We start from the raw sequence: 18,923 nt of genomic DNA, 5'->3' as shown, positions 1-18,923 counted from the left end.
GCTTTCATGGGAAGAAAAAAACCAGCCGGCCTCCGCTGCCCGGCTGGTTACTATTCACTTGCACGATATTTTTGCCTGAATTCCTTCGGCCCTATCCCCTCGACACTCTTGAAGACCCTTGTAAAATAACTCTGGCTATTATAGCCAAGCAGGATACTGATTTCCATCAGCGAATGGTGGGAAATACAGAGGAGTTCTTTCGCTTCTTTGATACGCTGTTGATTGATGAAATGAGTAAGCGAAATCCCGGTTTCCCTCGTAAATACACCTGATAAATAATTAGGATTGACATTGAGGGAGTCTGCGATATCTTTCAGCGTCAAATCATTGGTGAGGTTTTGAAAGATGTAACGCTGCGCCCTTCCGACAAGTGGAGAGTGTTGAGGCAAATCTTCCAGCTTCCTTGCTCTTTCCAAAAAGGACCGGAGAATGTTGATTTCCAATGCCTGTAATTCATCGATCTTTTCTTTCGTTTCCAGAAAGTTGACATAAAAATCACTGAGCGATTGAACCTCATCTACTTGCGCTCCCAGTTCCTCACATACCCAGCTCAACTCTGTGACAAGACGGATCAACTGATTCTTAGATGCTCTTACGTCTTCATTTATGGAAATGGAATGTTTTTTATAAGATTGATAGGCATCAATCGCATGGTCGTCCCCTTTTTTGAACAATTGCAGGAAGGCTTGTTTAGAAGCAACCGCTTCAGAATATGAAGGTTGTGTCTGCGTATATGCCTGGTACCGTTTACGCATCTCAGGTTCTTCTCTTACTGAAGCCTCTTTCTCGTGATTTTTCTTAGGCAGTAACATATGCAGCAAACGTTCAATGGAGCTTATTTGAACTTGATTCATGATGGGAAGTTGTTCGAAATATTGGATGAACTGTCCTTCATAAGAGAGATTCAATTTATTCACAACCAGGTGCATTTTCACCTGCTTCCTGCCGATTTCGTGCTGCAAAAATGGCCCGATGCCTATGACTAACTCCTGACCCTTTTGGTTTTTGAGTGGATAAAGAAACAATTGCTGGTCATAAGGATCTGCAAATGTTTGCAATGTATAGGGGAGTTTACGGCTTTCTTCTATATACTGCTTATGTAAATCCCGCAATACTTTAGGCGGTTTTTGAAAGCTGTCAGGAAAGTAATAAATCAGTTTATTTTTATGGTTGATCAAAAGGACCGGGGTTTGAAGCGAAATCGAACAATCTTTAAGCAGGTTGATCAATTCATAATTAGTCACCATCATAATTCCCCCTCATCCTCTATGAATCTTTATACTCATTATACATGCTCACCAGGTTGAAAGGGAAGGTGTATGGCAGTTATTGGAAAGGGGATATATTTTTTGTTCTTTCTCTATATCCATCCCTTTTTATGCCATTAAACAAAGAACACCCCTTCAAGAGAAGGAGTGCTAAACGGTCTTTTTGTTTTTTGAACCATTTCTCAAATAATTTTTGACCTCTTCTGCACTCAGACCGAGATCCTTAGCTTCCTTCAACAATGAAACCCACTCATCATCTAATTTACGATTTCTAGGCAGTGTTTTCATTCGGTCAACCTCCCTAATTATCAAATCGTTGCGTATAGCTCCATGCTTCGTGTTTTTTATCTGTCACAGAGCCCGATAATTTCCTATACCTGTAAATCTATTTCTATTATAATGGACAGATACAGAAAAGATTTTAACTAAATTCACTATTCTAGTACTTTTTTCAGATAATTTTCAATTTTCTTTATAATAATGTTGTAAGATTTTGTAGAATGTAGTATTAGGACAAAATGCTTAAAAATTCGCCATCATGTTCAACATCTATGCCTTATCGTTTTCACTTTTATTATTTTTCCACAGGACACAAAAGAACCAGGTATGCGTTCATACCTGGTTCTTTCATGAGTACATTTTATTCCACTTTTGTGTAAGAAGACGGAAGGTGTCTTCATCTTTTTGATCGATCGCCTTATCAATGAGGCGACGAAGGTTGTTTCTTTCTAATTCGCGGATGATTTCTTTCACTTCTTCTGATGATTGCTGACTAATTTCAATCCCCTCTTCGTAATACGGCGACACAATCGTGTGGAGGTGCGTCAAAAATTCCGGGAGCTGTAACAAATCGGCAACTGAGACATAGACCATATTTTTGCCTCGTTGAAAGACGAAAATATCAAAGACGTTATGCACCCGTTTACGATTGCGGTCGATAATGATTTCTCTGGACTCCATAGGAATGAACTGATATAGCTCGTTATCGATGAACATCGAAAAGTACTGGTAGGCGAGCACCACTCGAATGAAGCGTTTGTCTTCCTTAACATAATATGGTTTCAACATTTTTATGTTCAACACGAGGCCCACCCCTTTTAAAATTATATCTGAATTTTCAGTATTTTATTCTATTATCGCTTATTTGTCAATAAAATGAAAGCCCTTTCTCTTTATTCTTTGGATGTTTGATACTTCATCTGGGCAGTAGCCTGAATTCCAGGAATTATGCCCAGGTGACTGAACGCTCCGCTGTTGCGACCTGATTCAGAAGGAAAGTGACCTGATGACTGCCCATCTCGTCATTTCCCCATTCGCGCTTCGAAAAGCCTAGAAAAAAGTCCAGCTTCCGACGAGGGAAGCTGGACTTCATCATTAAATCAGAGCATGTAAGCGTTCGTTGACAGTGGCTTTGACAGCTGCCAGCAATTCTTCGCTTTCTTTCTTCGCTCCGGATTTCACACCATAATAAAATTTGATTTTCGGCTCTGTACCTGAAGGGCGGAGGCAGAACCAGCAGTCATCTTCAAGAATGAATTTCAAGACGTTAGAAGATGGCAAATCGATTACTTCCTGTTTATCTTCCTGCACGTAGTGACGGACAGTCGTTGCGTAATCTTCGACGGTGAGGACTTTCTTGCCGCCGGCTTCTGTGATATCTGCCTCACGGAAGTCGTTCATGATCGTCTGAATCGTATCTGCTCCTGATTTCCCTTCAAGCTTCATGGATTGAAGGTCTTCAAGGAAATAGCCGTGCTTCTCATATAAGTCATCAAGAGCATCAAGCAGAGTCTTGCCCTGGTTCTTCCAGTGGGCTCCGACTTCTGCAATTAAAACGGCTGACTGCACCGCATCTTTATCACGGGCGAAGTCTTTGACGAGGTAACCATAGCTTTCTTCATAACCGAACATGAACTTGTGGTCACCTGTACGCTCATATTCACGGATTTTCTCACCGATGAATTTGAAGCCTGTCAGTGTATCAAGCGTACTGATGCCATAGGAATCAGCAATGACGCGACCGAATTCGGAAGTAACGATCGTTTTAATCAATTGTCCGTTTTTCGGCAAGCTTTTTGATTGACCAAGGATGTAATCAAGCATCAACGCACCTGTTTGGTTTCCTGTAAGCACTTTATATTCACCATTGCTGTCCGGAACAGCTACTCCGAGGCGGTCTGCGTCAGGGTCTGTCGCCATCAGCAAGTCCGCTCCAATCGCTTTTCCTTGTTCAATGGCCATTTCAAAGGCCTGGTGTTCTTCTGGATTCGGCGAGGCGACTGTTGAAAATTCCGGGTCAGGCTGCGCTTGTTCTTCGACAATGTGAATGGAGGTGAAGCCGCTTTGTTCCAACCCTTTTTCAACAAGATGACGGGCCGTGCCATGAAGGGGTGTGAAAACGAGTGAAAGGTCCTTCGGAATGTCCGGCTGGACGGTCACTGTCTTCATTGCTTCCAGATAAGCGGCATCCACATCTTCGTCTACCCAGCGAAGCAATCCGTCTTCTTCCAGCTGTTTCTGATCAGCGACTTCTACATTCAGTTCATTCTCCACTTTATTGACAAAATCGATCATGATTTCTGCCTGTTCAGGGGGGAGCTGACCTCCATCTTCATTATAGGCCTTGAAGCCGTTATATTCAGGAGGGTTATGACTGGCTGTGACGACAACACCGGCCGCTGCATTCAAGTGACGGACCGCAAATGATAGTTCCGGCGTCGGTCTTAATGAAGTGAATACATAAGAAGGAATGCCGTGATGACCAAGGACCCTTGCTGTTTCAACAGCGAATTCTTTTGACATATAGCGTGAGTCGTAAGCAATCGCTACACCACGATTCGATAGACCCTGATCGTTTACGTATGTGGCTAATCCTTCGGCAGCTTTCCGGACGGTATAAATGTTCATCCGGTTCGTCCCTGGACCGAGCTTCCCTCGCATCCCGCCAGTACCGAATTCTAAGTTTTTGTAAAAAGCATCTTCTAATGATTGCTCATCAGACGTCAATTCTTCTAGTTTTGTTGAAAGATCTGCATCGAGATCCATAAATTCTTTCCAGCGGTTGTAACTATTTTTCCACATGCACAACACTCCTTAGGTTTATTTGTCTTTATTGGAGGTGGAAACGATCAAGGATGCGTTCCCTTTCAAATCGAATGAGTCGACTGTAGCAGGAATAATCAAGTGGTCCCCTTTTTTGAAAGGATAGGAGCGGCCTTCAATGACGACCTCCCCTTGTCCCTCAATGACACTCAATAGTAAATAGGGGTCAGTGAGCAAGCCTTTGCATTCGCCCTCCAGGTCCCAATGATACACAGAGAAATATTTCTCCTCGACCAATTTTTCGTTTCTGAGATCCTCATGGTACAACTGGGTTCGCTCAAGACTCGGGTCATGATGAGGAACATTGGTGACTTCCAATGATTTCTCTAAATGCAGCTCGCGTTTTTGACCGTCTTGTCCGACACGATCATAATCATAGACACGGTAAGTGATGTCTGAACTTTGCTGGGTTTCAAGAATTTGAATCCCCGCACCGATGGCATGAATCGTTCCACTCGGCACATAGAAAAAGTCGCCCGCATTCACTTTTATTTTACGTAATAAGTTCTCCCATTCTCCATTCGCCACCATACCCTCTAAATCCTGTTTATTCGCGGCATGATGGCCAAAAATAATTTCTGCGTCATCTTCGCTATCAATGACATACCAGCACTCGGTTTTCCCGTAATTCTCTCCCTCGACATCGCGGGCATATGTATCATCAGGGTGGACCTGGACGGATAAATCTTTTTTGGAATCTAAAATCTTCACTAATAGAGGAAATTCTTCCCCTTCTTCATTCGCAAAAAGCTCACGGTGGTCGTTCCACGCTTCCGCTAATGTCTTCCCTTCCAAAGGGCCATTTTTGATTTTATTCGGACCATTATGGTGCCCGGAAATGCACCAGGCTTCTCCTGTTTGCTCAAAAGGAATCGCATAGTCAAATATCTCTTTCAACTGTGTCCCGCCCCAGAGGCGTTCTTTGAATTCTGGCTGCAGGAAAATCGGTTCGTTGTACATGAAGTCACCTCTCTACCAGTAATTTTACAATCATTGTATCACATCACCGCCCTGAAGAAGCGAAAAAATAAGACCAGGCCACAGATGGAAATATCTGGTTGACCTGGCCATCTATAATTTTATAGTTTGTCAGCTCTTTATTGGAAAATAATGTTATACCTGAGATGGCAAATAATGTTATACCTGAGGAAGAACTTATTTGTCTTCAAGCATTTTGTCTGTGTAACCGAACGCCCAGGTGAGAGCGAAGGCGACTCCGATAGCGATCAGGTTCGTCACTAAGTAGAGGACGAATGAACTCATCTCACCGATATAGAGAAGGAAGCCTGGCAGGACAGTAATCGCCATACCTGATGCCGCGATATTCGTCAGGGAGGCGAAGAAACCGCCGGCAGCTCCACCGATCAATCCCATGATGAACGGACGCATATAACGCAAGTTGACACCGAAAATCGCCGGCTCAGTAATCCCCAGAAATGCAGATAATGCGGAAGGTAAAGCCAATGCTTTCATTTTCTTAGCTTTTGACTTCATACCGACAGCCAGTGCCGCACCACCCTGGGCAGCGATCGCAGCTGTAATCAGTGGGTTGAAAGCATTTTCTCCCACACGCTCAAGCAACTGGATTTCAAGGAGGTTGAAGATGTGATGCACCCCTGTGATTACGATCACCTGGTGCAGCCCACCGATGATCAGTCCACTCAAGCCTAGTGGCAATTCAAGCACAGCACGTGTACCTGCAAAGATTCCGTTTTCAACGATATGGAAAACCGGTCCAATGACGAATAATGCTAAAGTAATCATAATCAAAAGGACTAAGAATGGCGTCAAAATCAGATCAAGGGCTTCAGGCACCTTTTTCCTCAATCCTTTCTCTAACTTAGCTCCGACGATCCCCGTAATAAAGGCCGGAAGTACAGAGCCCTGATAACCGATAACTGGGATGAATCCGAAGAAAGTCAATGGTTCTGCACTTCCACCTGCGATGTCCCATGCGTTCGGCAAAGCTGGTGAAACAAGCATGAGACCGATGACTATACCAAGAATCGGGCTTCCCCCGAACACTTTGAATGTGGACCAGGCGACAAGGGCCGGCAGGAAGATGAATGCTGTATCCGTCAATACTTGTGTAAACAAAATGAAGTTCTCCGGAATGCTTTCCGGAGTCAATCCGAACAAAGCTAAAATTTCAGGCTGTGTAACGAGGCCGCGCAGCCCCATGAACAGTCCTGTCGCTACAAGGGCTGGGATGATCGGCACGAAAACATCCCCGAATGTCCTGATCCAGCGTTGGAAGGCGTTCCCTTGTTTTTTCGTTTCTTCCTTCACTTCTGCCTTGGAAGCCCCTTGCACCTCCTGCTTTGTCACTTCTTCATAGATGCGGTTGACCGTACCTGTTCCGAAGATCACTTGCAATTGTCCAGAGTTATAAAAAGCACCTTTGACCTTATCGATCTCCTCAATCGCAGAAATATCCGCCTTCTCTTTATCATGCAGCATGATCCTTAAGCGGGTGGCACAGTGAGCCACGGAAGAAATGTTCTCCTGTCCACCAGCGGCTTCGATGACCTGTTTGGCAATTTGTGAGTTATCAGCCATATCATCCATTCTCCTTTCTTAAATTTATCATGCACATGTAATCGATTACACATTTCACAAAAAAAAAGAAGATAGTGTATATCTTGTAAATATAAGTGCTGTAATAAAATGGTTCGCTATGTCTGTATGAACCATGTGTGAACGATTACATGATTGCGCTTTCAACTAGCACTATACACTATCCCTTATTATGAGTCTATAGGTAAGATCGAATTTTTCGTCTGAATTTTCTTTCTTTATTTGTCTCAATAGCATTTTAGCGGCTTTGCGGCCGGCATCTTTATTATAATAATCTACGGTTGTAAGTGATGGGCTGATATACTTAGACATATTTGAAGCCCCGATGCCGACTACAGCCATATCTGCTGGAATCGCATACCCTTGCTCCTTCAAATATTCCATCGCCCCGATCGCCATGCGGTCGGTAACAGCAAAAACAGCCGTCGGTTTGTCATCTCTGCTGTTTTTCAAGATGCGTTTCATCGATTCGTATCCTGACTCGATGCTGAAGTCCCCTTCATCGACCCACTCTTCCCTAATGGTAAGGTTTTTCCTTGTCATCATGTCACGGTAAGCTTGCTCCCGCTGCTGACCGACGGATGGATCTGCAGGATCCACACCGATGAATGCCACCTTTTCATGACCTTTGTGAATCAGCATGTTCGTCAAATCACTGGCGGCATGGTAATCCTCATATACGAGCGAAGTGACCCCGGGAAGGTCTTGTCCTATCGCTAAAAATGGGATGCCGGTATGATGGATGGTATCGATCAGCTCATCATTCACATTCGTCGCAAGCAGGATGATGCCATCAACATGGCGGCTTTTCAGCAGTCGGATGTATTCGATTTCTTTTTTCTTATCAAGCTCTGTATCTGTCAACAGAATCTGAAAGCCTTCTTTGGCTAATGTTTCATTGATGCCATTCACTACCCTAGTTGATGTTTCTGTACTGAGCCGAGGCAGTATGACGCCGATGACGCCCGAGCGTTTCGTACGCAGTGATTTTGCAGATTGGCTCGGCATATAACCTGTTTCATCGACGATCTTCATGATTCGGTCTCTCGCTTCTTCACTTACATACCCACTATTGTTCAAAGCTCTTGAAACAGTGGTGCGTGAGACACCTGCAAGTTCGGCAATATCATTGATTGTTGTCATTGCTTTCATCCTCCATGGAATCCTTTTCACACCATATCGTAGTGAAAATATAGGGTTTTGTCCAGAGATTAAAACAGTAGAAGGTAAATGATGGAATGGTAATCGGGGGGGAAATTGAAGATATCAAAAGATGTAAAACCCCAGAAACAAAAGTCCCCAGGGAGCTTATCAACCCTATGATTACTATTACTACACTTGAACGACGATGAATTTTAGAAGATGGTTTTTGATGCTCCTGTAAACAAATGTATCTTTAGCTGCTTCATTCATTTTTGAATATAATTCATTTTCAATGTTATAAATAGCCACTTTCCCCTCCCGGACAAACTCATCCGTTTTCCCCGTCACACCCAAATCCCAGATTACTTCCTTAATCATCGGTTCATATTTACGAAGTGGACCTGGCAGTGGACCTATACCAATTTTCATCCTCCTCGACCTCCTCATTTACATATTATGGTTCTTTTGTCACAAATTATTTATAATCTATCTTCCATTATTCGTCAAGTTATCCTTTTTTTATTAAAAAAGAGAATTTATTAGAATTTTATGTCGAATTCCTGACAAACCATCTATTTTCCTTTATTTCAAGTTCTGAATCTAAAGTTTTTGCACTTTGTTCATTCTAAAAGGCAAATTCACTTCCTTAATATTTTTCAAGGATGCTCATTTCTTCACGGAATATTATATTTAATTGGAATAGTCGGATAATTCACTCTTGTACAATGATCCCCTTTCCGTTACAATGTCCTTTATATAAAGAAGCATGTATATTTCAAGTGGACAGGAGTGTGAACGATGAAAAATACCATTACCGTAGGACTACTAGGATTAGGAACGGTCGGAAGCGGAGTCATTGAAATCCTTCGCGATCATAAGGAACGCATTGAACATAAAACAGGGTGCGACGTCACGATTAAATCAGTGCTTGTCAATGATTTGTCGAAACCGCGCGAACTCCCGGCTGATACCCAGTTGACGGATCGCTCTGAAGATATTACGAGAGATCCAGAGATTGACGTCATCGTAGAGGTAATGGGTGGGATCGATCACACATTAACCATATTATTAGAAGCGATTGAACATGGAAAACATATTGTCACAGCCAACAAGGATTTAGTCGCCCAGCATGGTGAACAGCTTTTCGAAGCTTGTCAAAAACACAAATGCGATCTCTATTATGAAGCAAGTGTCGCCGGAGGCATTCCGATCATCCGTTCCATCATGGATGGGCTTTCGTCTGATCGGATCCGTAAGATGATGGGGATCGTCAATGGTACGACAAACTATATCATGACGAAGATGGCCCAGGATGGCGTCGATTTTGACAGTGTTTTAAAAGAAGCTCAGGACTTAGGTTTTGCTGAGGCAGATCCGACAGCAGATGTCGACGGTCTGGACGCGGCCAGAAAAATGACGATCCTTTCGATCCTCGGTTTTTCCATGCCTTACAGTTTAGAGGATGTCGATATTAAAGGCATTCGGGGAATCTCTTCCGATGACATCACTTATGCGGAAGAATTGGGTTACCGCATCAAACTGATCGGCATTGCTGAGAACGATCACAACGGTGTGTCTGTCAGCGTAGAACCGACGTTGCTGCCGATCCAGCACCCGCTTTCTTCAGTCAATGATGAATACAACGCGGTCTATGTCCATGGAGACGCCGTCGGGGAAACGATGTTTTACGGTCCTGGGGCAGGAAAGCTGCCGACAGCGACAGCGATTGTTGCCGATCTTATCGCCGTACTGAAGAACATTCGTTTAGGAACGACAGGGACAGCTTATGTCCAACCACAGTTCCCTAAACAGGTCAAAACCAAAAAAGAACAGCTGACAAAGAAATATATCCGTCTCCATGTTGATGATCAAGCAGGCATGTTAAATGATTTGACGAACATTTTTGCAGAGTATGATATTTCCTTCGATCAGTTCATCCAGCGGCCCACCGAGCAGGAAGGTGAACGCGAATTGATGTTGGTCACACATCGAGTGAGTGAGGAAGATTTTGAAAAAGCACGTCAGGACCTTGAGTCACTAACATCCGTACGCAGTATCGACAGCATATTCCGAGTAGAAGGAGGCGAATGAGATGTGGAAAGGGCTGATTCACCATTATGGTGAGTTTTTACCGGTTAATGAAAAAACACCACGTCTGACATTACATGAAGGAAACACCCCTCTCCTGCCGATTCCGACGATCTCCCAAGACCTCGGTATCGAAGGATATGTGAAAATCGAAGGGGCCAATCCAACGGGATCGTTCAAAGACCGCGGTATGGTGATGGCGATGGCTAAAGCGATTGAAGAAGGTTCGGAAGCTGTCATTTGTGCGTCGACCGGCAACACTTCCGCTTCGGCTGCTGCCTTCGCTGCCCGCGCAGGGTTGCGCTGCATCGTCGTTATACCACATGGAAAAATTGCAGAAGGCAAACTTGCGCAAGCCGTCATGTATGGTGCTGAAATTTACGCCATCAAAGGAAACTTCGATGACGCCTTGAGAATGGTACGTAAAATTGCGGAAAGTGAACCGGTCACATTAGTGAATTCTGTGAATCCTTACCGGATCGAAGGACAAAAGACAGCTGCTTTCGAAGTTTGTGATGAACTAGGAGAAGCTCCTGACATACTCAGTATCCCTGTCGGCAACGCCGGAAACATTTCAGCTTACTGGAAAGGCTTCAAAGAATATCATGAGCGCCATGGCTATGGCCTGCCTAAAATGATGGGCTTTGAATCAAGCGGTGCAGCGGCCATCGTCCACAACCGGGTGTTTGAAGATCCCGAAACACTGGCGACAGCAATCCGCATCGGTAACCCGGCGAGCTGGGATCAAGCACTTGTCGTGAAGCAGGAGTCACAGGGGCTGATCGATGAAGTAACAGATGAAGAAATCGTCCAGGCTTACCAGCTGCTAGCTGAAAAGGAAGGAGTATTCGCAGAACCCGCTTCCTGCGCTTCCATTGCTGGTATGATCAAAAAAGTGAAGGATGGCACGATCCCGCAAGGTTCTAAAATCGTCCACGTCCTCACCGGAAACGGATTAAAAGATCCGACAACAGCCATGGAACAGAGTCCTGTCAAACCGACGAAAATTGAAAATGATTATGACAAGTTCGCTTCCCTGGTAACAGGAGTTCAATCATGAGCGGCTTTCAAATCCGGGTGCCTGCGACCTCAGCAAACTTAGGTCCTGGATTTGATTCTGTCGGCATCGCCCTTTCAAAATTCGTCACCCTCGACTGCCAGCCTGGTGAGGATTGGTTTTTTTCCGTTCCTGTGGAGGACCAGCCCTACATTCCTTCAGGGAAAAGTAATCTGATCTATAAAACGGCGCTTCAGACAGCGGAGGCATTCGGTTATGAGACCCTGCCTCCCACTCATGTGGAGCTGACCAATGATGTGCCGATCGCCCGCGGGCTTGGAAGCTCATCTACCGCTGTTGTCGGTGGGATAGAACTGGCGGATCAATTATTGAATTTAAAGCTTACGAAATATGACAAATTCAAAATCGCCTGTGAAATCGAAGGTCATCCGGATAATGTCGGACCTGCCATTTACGGTGGCATCATGGTCTCCAACTATGATGGAGACCACTTGGATTACGTCCACTTCACCGAAGGATTAGATGGGTTGACTTGGCTTGCGATTGTGCCGAGCTATCATTTAGAAACAGAAAAGGCCCGTGGTCTTCTGCCCACAGAAATCGATTATAAACAAGCCGTCAACAACAGCGGCAGTGCCAATGTTTTGATCGCTGCCCTTGCCACGAAAGATTGGGTGCTCGCTGGTAAGATGATGAAAAGCGACCGATGGCATCAGCCCTACCGCCAAGCTTTGATCCCTGGTTTTTCAGATGTTACGGAAGCACTTGAATACGAAGGCTCGCTTGGTCACTACATCAGTGGAGCAGGACCGACGATGGTCGCTGTTTTCGATGAATGGTCAGCAGCAAAAGAAAGTAGACTGAAAGGTGTGCTTCCCTCTTATCTAGTCGAACCATTGCAGGTGCACCTTACCGGGGCGGAGACTTTTCAGAAGAAAATGTGCTGATATTAAGGTTTGAAATATAAAAGAAAAAAGGATCAGCGGAAGATCAATCTTCCGCTGATCCTTTTTCTATTTTCCAATGGCTTTGTTAAAGGTAGTTGATTTTTCATATGAGAGTTATTCAGTTATATGGCAGGATTGCGTAAGACTCGATTTCGAGATGTTATGGAGCTTTTAGGAGCTACAGGAAACGGATCGCTTTCCGTGGGGCGCGCGCTGAGCCTCCTCAGGCTTTGCCTTGCGGGGTCTCACCTGTCACGCTAATCCCACAGGAGATTCCTGTGGGATTTAGTAAAGAGGTTCTTGTATAAAAAAAAGCCCTCCGTTATGATGCATTTGTACAACCAAATACAAACATCAAAAGGAGGACTCCTCTTGAATCATAATAGGAATAACAAAATTAATCAAATCACCGAAGACTCCCTTGTGATCGGTATTGATATCGCTAAGAAGAAGCACTATGCATGCGCTTTGGACGATCGCGGACGCGAACTCCAACGTCCCCTTGGCTTTAATCAAAGCTTGGAAGGGTTTGAAAGCTTTCGCGAAAACGTGGATGAATGGCTCCAACGACACAAGAAGAGCAGCGTACTGGTTGGGTTTGAACCCACCGGTCATTACTGGATGAATTTCGCTTCCTTCCTGATGGAGTCGGATATTCCCTTCGTGGTCGTCAATCCCATGCATGTAAAGAGAACGAAAGAGTTTGATGATAACCTTCAAACGAAAAATGATCAAAAAGATGCGCGTGTCATTGGGAAGCTCATGGGTAATGGCCATTTCAGCTACCCCAGGATTCCAGATGGGGTGGAAGCTGAACTGAGAAACGGTTCGTGCATGAGATGGAAACTCAAAGAGGAACACGCACGTTTGAAAAACCAGATGACGGGATGGTTAGACCAGTATTTCCCGGAATTTAAAGCGGTTATTAAAGGCTTTGGACAATTGGCCTGTGCGATATTGAAGCACACCCCACTGCCGCAAGAACTTATCCATCAAGAAGTAGAAGAACTGGCCCTGATCTATAAAGAAAAGGCAGGCGTAAATTCCCCAGCGAAGAAAACTATACGAGACATGAAGCATGTAGCTGAAAAATCCATTGGACTTACGAAAGGGGCAGAGATGGCACACTTTGAAATCGCCACTCTTGTCGACCAATTTCTTCTTATCGAACGTCGCTTAGAAGAGATCGATACACGATTGAATGAACTGGCTTCTCAGCTTGAGGAATACGAACACCTTATTTCCATTCCGGGTATTGGGAAGAACACGGTCAGTGATTTACTGGCGGAAACCGGGTCTCTCAAGCAGTACAAACACCCACGCCAACTGATTAAATTAGCGGGGTTAACACTGCGTGAGAACTCTTCCGGAAAGCACGAAGGAGCGAAGGGAATTTCCAAACGTGGGAGGAAACGTCTCAGAAGCCTTCTATATCGTGCTATTTTGCCTTTGATTCAGAATAACGGCGCATTTCAGGAATTGTATCAATACTATATTACTCGCTCCAATAATCCTTTGAAGAAAAAGGAAGCTATGGTTGTCCTTTGTGGGAAACTCTTAAAAATCTTTTTTGGTTTATCGAATCACCAGGTTTATTTCAATGAGGACCGCATGAAACAGGATCTCCACTGCCTCAAACAGGCTGCGTGAACCACCATTTATCGAATTCATAAGATGACATGGAGAAGCTGGCGCCAGGCGAGACGGGAGACTACGAGTCCATACAGGAGAAATAGGCCGGCCTCTGTCTTATGATGAGACCGAACGAAGGAATGTGGGCGCACGACGCCAAGAGTCATGGGAGGGTACGTCCTCATAAGAAAGCAGAGATCCAGGGTGCATCGCTTTATACAAAAACCAAACCCTAAGCCAATTAGGAAACGCTACGCGTAACCATAAATGCCTTTATTTTGAATAAAAGGAATATCCTATTGTGTCTATGGATCATAAAAAAATTTTCAATTAATAAAAACACCTTATAACCCTTGATGTATCAACTTTTCCGGAGGGAGTCTCACCGTTTCCCTCCGCCCCTTAGCCATATCAAGCATCTCGAAATCGAACTGTATGCTATCCGGCAGTTTCAACTTACTCATTGAGGTAATGGGGGATGCTTCGCTTTCCCCGCCGCCCCCTTGCTATATGTTTTTCTCGAAATTCGTTCAGAAAAATACTGACATATGTGAGTGAGAATCAAACATCTTACGCTTAATTACAGGGTTTCCTCCATGAATGCTTCCCTTGAGATGTAGTTTCGAGAATCTTCCTAATCGTATGGTTGGCTGGCAAGACCCACAGAGCATTAGCTCGAGGAAGCTACTGAAAAACTGCAACTTTCTGAGTTATGCATCAAAGAAAGACCAGCCAGGACGATTTTATAGTTTTCAACTCATCTTCTTTATTTCGATAAGACATTTATAAATCAAAGAAAATCACTCTTTTAGATAGGACTCGTTGCTTCTACGAGGAGCGTTCGGTGGTGACGCCTGCGGGAACAGCGCGAGCCGAAGATCCACTTCGTCAAGTGGTTTTCTTGACCAAGTTAGCTGAGGCCGTGCCCGCGGCAAGCATCCGCCGACATGCGATTCGTGAGAAGCAACAACAAACGATAATAGCCCCTCTGGATTAGAAACGGCTTCTCAGTGGTCTCGGTGCCATATAGTCCCATTCAGACTCGGGACGATCTTCCGTGTGATTTCTTAATCAAAGAAAATCACTCTTTTTAGATAGGACTCATTGCTTCCACGAGGAGCGTTCGGTGGTGACGCCTGCGGGAACAGCACGAGCCGAAGATCCACTTGGTCAAGGGGGGTTCTTGACCAAGTTAGCTGAGGCCGTGCCCGCGGCAAGCATCCAACGACATGCGATTCGTGAGAAGTAACAACAAACTTTAACAATTCCACTAGATTGAAAAGTGTTTTTCAGGGGAATTTAACAGAGCCTTTACAATAGAGAAAGACAATGAGTGAACACCCGAGAAGTCCCCCTATACTATCCAACACCACATCTCCTATGTAAGGCGTCCGATTCGGCGTCAAAGACTGGTGGTATTCATCAAACCCGGCGTAAATAACCGTGATCAGGAACGAGACAAACAGCTTGACCTGGAATCTCCAGCTCGTATTTTTTTCAAAAGCGAGGTAAGTGGTCACCATCAACAAGAAAAACACCGTCACATGGGCTGCCTTCCTGATGAAAAACTCGATCATACCATCGACACCACGGGTAGCTACGCTGATCAGCTCTCCTTTGTATGTAACAGAAATCGGTTCTAATACAGGCTTCAGAAAATCTAAAGGTAAATAGAGATTCATAGCAGGACGTAGGTCTTGCTGCTCATAGGGTTGCGAGGATGCGATGAAAATCAACCCCATCACACATATCGGTAATAAAGCATAGATAACTTTTTTATACATCTTTTTCACACTTTCTATTTGACTAGGTATCTTCGCTTACGAATATTTTACACTAAAATTCAGTATCTATAAAAAATTTAAACAATTAATAACTTATACTATTAATGACGATAAAATTTGTATACAATAATATTAGATAAGAAAAGGGGGATTTGAAATTGGCGAAGAAGAGTAAACAGTACGAGTATGATCTCAGTGAGGTCAAGCGATTGATCGGTGAGACAGATAAAAACTACCGTGAAATCGCTGCTGAAACAGGCTGCCCATACGCGAGCGTCGTCTATCATGGTCGTAAAATCCGCGGGCGCGTCAACCGTATGCGTCAGGAAGAATTGAACATAGAAGAACAGCAGCCTGTCCTATCCATAACTGAAGAAACTACGGAAACGCCGAAGATGTTGTCTGGCGGGACAGCATTGAGCATTTCCAGAAGCGATGTCCACATCCATGATGCCGAGCAGGAAGCTGCCAAAATGATCAAAGCCGCTCGTGCTTTAGGGTTGAATAAAGTCAATATAACCATCGATAGATAAGCGTCGTCCTGGGGATCTTTTTCTCCAGGACTTTTCATTGCTCTAAATTCAAACCTTGCAGCCTCTTTCTTGCATGACGGCCCCAGTTTTTCACCGCATCCACCGATACTTGTTCCAAACGGGCGGTTTGTGTGATGGAGCGATCCATGATGATGAAGTGATAAACCCATTTCCACTGGTTGTTCGTGAGAAGCGAACGCACATGCTCCCACCAATAGATATCTGAAATTGTATCCTCACACAAGTACAGTTCTTCCTGCTTCATATGCTCCTGATAGATTTCTTCTTTTTCCTGTTTCCGGGAATCCTTCCGTATCTGGTCAATGAGTGCATTATGTATTTTCCAACTGATATATTTCGAGAATTCCCCTTTTTCAGGATTATGGGTAAGATAAGCATTCCAAAGTGCATAAAGTCCTTCTGCAAAAAAGTCTCCATTGCGATCGATGATGTTCAATTTCCGTATATGATAGTGGATCAACCGCTCGCTTTCTTCTACAATTCTCTCAAACTTTTCATCTACGACCATCTTTTGCACCAACCCTCTGTTTTTTTACTTTCATAACTATAATCGTTAGAAAAAGGGGTTTTGGTGTCAAAAAATGATGAAATTTTTATTTTTTAAGTAAAAAAGTGATGAAAAATTGAATTTTCTGCTTTCTTTTATATGGAAAATGAAGGATAATAGTAAGCAGAAAGGAGCATACCATGAAAACTAATATTCCTATTTTCCACGAATGTGAGGGGCTCATATATTTCACCTTACGTCGTTTGAACATTCCTGAGCCGCATGATGACTACTTCCAAGAAGGTTATCTGATTTTCAGAAAAAGCCTTGAAAAGTATGATTCTTCCCTCAAAAGCAAGTTCTCCACTTACTTCACCCACATTCTCTACCGCCACTTCCAGTCCCACCTGAGAAAGGAACAACGTGAGCGCGAAGCCACTGCTCAACTCTCCCACAACACCCCTCTGAAATGGTCTGATCCTCTGCTTGAGCCTCTCATTCTCGTCGACATCCTTCACTACTCAGCACTTACCCCACTTGAGTCTTCGATTTTCCATTTCACCTATAGCGGTTTCACCGTCCGGGAAACAGCTGTTTTGACAGAGAGAAGTGTTTCGACGATCAAGCGTGCCCGGAAAAGACTGAAACAGAAGCTGGAAGTGGCGATTAAGAAGGTTTAGTTTACCTTTGATCAAAAAAGGGAAAATATCAAACATCCTAAAATAACGGAGGAATCGCCTTGGAACAAACCTCTCGATCTCTTTTTCCTCTTGTCAACATCTGGTTGGATGAAACACCTACATCGTTCACGCACGCCTTCCTGGAACGCCTTGACTATGAATGGATGATCGAAATTGTTAATCCCTACCCCATTCCCATCATGGAGACCAAAGAATTCATCCTCAACATTTCCATCGAACAAGCAGATGGAATGACGTTCTCTTCCATTCCGATTGAATCCTACAACATTGAAGTCGGCAATGAATTCACCATTTATCGTTTTCACATGTATCCTCCCGCATGATTTTTTCCCTTCTCCCCTGGAATGTTATAATGAACAGGACGTTTTATGGAAAGGAAGAGATCATGTTTTATCTAGTGTTCGCCGCATTTTTCGTCGGCTATTTAATTCTCGGATGGTTTACCACCACGATCGAAATGACATCTGTCAGCGCCGTCCTTTGTATTGTCTTTATTTTGACGAACATTTATATGTTTTGGAAAGAAAAGAAGAAGCAAAAAGATAGTTGAGCATAGCAGAAAGCCCGCCATACATTCTGGCGGGCTTTTCTTTATGTGAGAATATTCAAGGCGATCGGAATCGTGATGACGCTCAACAACGTGGTGATCAGCGTTATGCTTGAGACGAGGTCCGGTTTTGAATCGAATTGGACCGCATACATCGTTGTCGTCGCAGCAGACGGCATTGCCGCTGATATTATCATCACATTCGCCATCATATCACTCATCGGCAGCAGGATCGTCAGCAGCCAGGCAATTAATGGAGAGCCGAGGAGTCTCAGTGTGGCTGCATAAGAAATCTTGTCCCAGGCCAGATTTTTCACCGTAATGTTCGCCAGCTGCATCCCAAGCAGGATCATCACAGTGGGAATCGTTGCGTTACCGACCAGTTCAATGCTCGACATGACGTTATCTGAGATCGACATGGGTGTGTATTTGAAAACAAGGGCAATCCATACAGCGTGCGTCGGAGGCATCTTCAGTACTGTCCTGATGGCCATACCGATGCCGGCCGCTCCTTTGGCTGCATAATAAACCCCGAAGAAGTTCATCACGATTTGCTGTAGTACCATGAAAGACACGGAATAGACAAAGCCTTGCTCACCAAAAGCAAAAAGCACGATCGGTGCCCCGTAGTTCCCGGCATTCATAAACGCCGTTGAAAGGATGAGTCCACTTTCAGTCGCTGTTCCATACTTCAGAACCTTGGCAGCTATTTTATTGATGAAAAGAATGCTGAATAACAATAATACCGAAAAGATAACCATCATGAGGTAATCCTGATCAAATGTTGCATTGTAAAATGTCTTGAAGACAAGACAGGGCAGCATGATATAAAGAGTTACGGTTGAAATTGATTTGATTTCCAGGCGGAGGATTTTTTGTAAAGCGTACCCTGCGACAAAAACGAGCACCACAGGAAGCACCACTTGAAAAAAGATCGCCATATTTTCCCCTCCCGTGCATTGAAGTATTTTTTTAAGTATTTCCTCAGGTCATCCATATTTTACCATTGTTTTTCCTCAGGTCATCCAGAATTTGGATGACCTGAGGAAACAGTTATTGGTATTTTCAGCAGGAT

At 44.2% G+C, this 18,923-nt stretch carries 21 protein-coding genes; 10 read left to right on the top strand and 11 right to left on the bottom strand.

Annotation, left to right across the window (positions count from 1 at the left end):
* Positions 1–50 precede the first annotated feature (50 nt).
* From HLI_RS14740 to HLI_RS14705, 8 genes are all read right to left on the bottom strand, one after another.
* Entirely contained in the window at positions 51–1,247 is a 1,197-nt protein-coding gene (locus tag HLI_RS14740; protein WP_164908570.1) for an AraC family transcriptional regulator, read from the bottom strand.
* Between the two features lie 171 nt (positions 1,248–1,418).
* Positions 1,419–1,556: an anti-repressor SinI family protein gene (locus HLI_RS14735; RefSeq protein ID WP_128525679.1), complete on the bottom strand. Its 138-nt coding sequence runs from the start codon at positions 1,554–1,556 to the stop codon at positions 1,419–1,421.
* Between the two features lie 339 nt (positions 1,557–1,895).
* Positions 1,896–2,351 (bottom strand): IDEAL domain-containing protein, encoded by a 456-nt coding sequence (locus HLI_RS14730; RefSeq protein ID WP_128525678.1) that lies wholly within the window; start codon positions 2,349–2,351, stop codon positions 1,896–1,898.
* 291 nt (positions 2,352–2,642) lie between these two features.
* Positions 2,643–4,349 carry a phospho-sugar mutase gene (locus HLI_RS14725; RefSeq protein WP_128525677.1) on the bottom strand — a complete coding sequence of 569 codons (1,707 nt, stop codon included), beginning with the start codon at positions 4,347–4,349 and terminating at the stop codon, positions 2,643–2,645.
* 18 nt (positions 4,350–4,367) lie between these two features.
* On the bottom strand, positions 4,368–5,330 hold the full coding sequence (gene manA / locus HLI_RS14720; RefSeq protein WP_128525676.1) for a mannose-6-phosphate isomerase, class I: 963 nt from the start codon (positions 5,328–5,330) through the stop codon (positions 4,368–4,370).
* Positions 5,331–5,525: 195 nt separating this feature from the next.
* Positions 5,526–6,929: a sucrose-specific PTS transporter subunit IIBC gene (locus tag HLI_RS14715; protein ID WP_128525675.1), complete on the bottom strand. Its 1,404-nt coding sequence runs from the start codon at positions 6,927–6,929 to the stop codon at positions 5,526–5,528.
* A 171-nt stretch (positions 6,930–7,100) separates the two neighbouring features.
* Positions 7,101–8,090 carry a LacI family DNA-binding transcriptional regulator gene (locus tag HLI_RS14710; RefSeq protein WP_128525674.1) on the bottom strand — a complete coding sequence of 330 codons (990 nt, stop codon included), beginning with the start codon at positions 8,088–8,090 and terminating at the stop codon, positions 7,101–7,103.
* 189 nt (positions 8,091–8,279) lie between these two features.
* On the bottom strand, positions 8,280–8,519 hold the full coding sequence (locus HLI_RS14705; protein ID WP_128525673.1) for a hypothetical protein: 240 nt from the start codon (positions 8,517–8,519) through the stop codon (positions 8,280–8,282).
* 369 nt (positions 8,520–8,888) lie between these two features.
* On the opposite strand from HLI_RS14705, the gene HLI_RS14700 reads away from it, so the two are divergent.
* From HLI_RS14700 to HLI_RS22150, 6 genes are all read left to right on the top strand, one after another.
* The gene (locus HLI_RS14700) at positions 8,889–10,181 is read left to right on the top strand and encodes a homoserine dehydrogenase (protein WP_128525672.1); all 1,293 of its coding nucleotides are present in this window, start codon (positions 8,889–8,891) and stop codon (positions 10,179–10,181) included.
* Between the two features lies 1 nt (position 10,182).
* Positions 10,183–11,238, top strand: coding sequence for a threonine synthase (gene thrC, locus HLI_RS14695; protein ID WP_128525671.1), 1,056 nt, complete (start codon positions 10,183–10,185; stop codon positions 11,236–11,238).
* On the top strand, positions 11,235–12,143 hold the full coding sequence (gene thrB / locus HLI_RS14690; protein ID WP_128525670.1) for a homoserine kinase: 909 nt from the start codon (positions 11,235–11,237) through the stop codon (positions 12,141–12,143). Before thrC ends, thrB begins: the two co-directional genes overlap by 4 nt.
* A gap of 372 nt (positions 12,144–12,515) precedes the next feature.
* Positions 12,516–13,793, top strand: coding sequence for an IS110 family RNA-guided transposase (locus tag HLI_RS14685; protein WP_128525669.1), 1,278 nt, complete (start codon positions 12,516–12,518; stop codon positions 13,791–13,793).
* Positions 13,794–14,619: 826 nt separating this feature from the next.
* The gene (locus HLI_RS21720) at positions 14,620–14,772 is read left to right on the top strand and encodes a hypothetical protein (protein WP_164908569.1); all 153 of its coding nucleotides are present in this window, start codon (positions 14,620–14,622) and stop codon (positions 14,770–14,772) included.
* A gap of 129 nt (positions 14,773–14,901) precedes the next feature.
* Positions 14,902–15,024 carry a hypothetical protein gene (locus HLI_RS22150; protein WP_277750291.1) on the top strand — a complete coding sequence of 41 codons (123 nt, stop codon included), beginning with the start codon at positions 14,902–14,904 and terminating at the stop codon, positions 15,022–15,024.
* Positions 15,025–15,064: 40 nt separating this feature from the next.
* Here the strand turns inward: HLI_RS22150 and HLI_RS14680 are convergent, their stop codons facing one another.
* Complete coding sequence (locus tag HLI_RS14680; protein WP_128525668.1) at positions 15,065–15,559, bottom strand: VanZ family protein; 495 nt, start codon at positions 15,557–15,559, stop codon at positions 15,065–15,067.
* A gap of 158 nt (positions 15,560–15,717) precedes the next feature.
* On the opposite strand from HLI_RS14680, the gene HLI_RS14675 reads away from it, so the two are divergent.
* Positions 15,718–16,092 (top strand): hypothetical protein, encoded by a 375-nt coding sequence (locus HLI_RS14675; protein ID WP_128525667.1) that lies wholly within the window; start codon positions 15,718–15,720, stop codon positions 16,090–16,092.
* 34 nt (positions 16,093–16,126) lie between these two features.
* On the opposite strand, the gene HLI_RS14670 is transcribed toward HLI_RS14675, so the two are convergent.
* A complete protein-coding gene (locus HLI_RS14670) occupies positions 16,127–16,621 on the bottom strand; it encodes a sigma factor (protein WP_128525666.1) in 495 nt (164 codons plus the stop codon).
* A 179-nt stretch (positions 16,622–16,800) separates the two neighbouring features.
* Here HLI_RS14670 and HLI_RS14665 point away from each other — a divergent pair, with 179 nt between their 5' ends.
* The 3 genes from HLI_RS14665 (at position 16,801) to HLI_RS14655 (ending at position 17,851) form a co-directional block, all read left to right on the top strand.
* Positions 16,801–17,280 carry an RNA polymerase sigma factor gene (locus tag HLI_RS14665; RefSeq protein WP_128525665.1) on the top strand — a complete coding sequence of 160 codons (480 nt, stop codon included), beginning with the start codon at positions 16,801–16,803 and terminating at the stop codon, positions 17,278–17,280.
* Positions 17,281–17,339: 59 nt separating this feature from the next.
* Positions 17,340–17,624, top strand: coding sequence for a hypothetical protein (locus HLI_RS14660; protein WP_128525664.1), 285 nt, complete (start codon positions 17,340–17,342; stop codon positions 17,622–17,624).
* A 62-nt stretch (positions 17,625–17,686) separates the two neighbouring features.
* Complete coding sequence (locus tag HLI_RS14655; protein WP_241655861.1) at positions 17,687–17,851, top strand: hypothetical protein; 165 nt, start codon at positions 17,687–17,689, stop codon at positions 17,849–17,851.
* 41 nt (positions 17,852–17,892) lie between these two features.
* Here the strand turns inward: HLI_RS14655 and HLI_RS14650 are convergent, their stop codons facing one another.
* Positions 17,893–18,789, bottom strand: coding sequence for an AEC family transporter (locus HLI_RS14650; RefSeq protein WP_128525662.1), 897 nt, complete (start codon positions 18,787–18,789; stop codon positions 17,893–17,895).
* Between the last annotated feature and the right edge of the window lie 134 nt (positions 18,790–18,923).

This window comes from Halobacillus litoralis (genome assembly GCF_004101865.1).
In the GTDB taxonomy this organism is placed as follows: Bacteria; Bacillota; Bacilli; order Bacillales; family Halobacillaceae; genus Halobacillus; species Halobacillus litoralis_A.
This window is presented reverse-complemented; position numbering and strand designations above follow the sequence as displayed.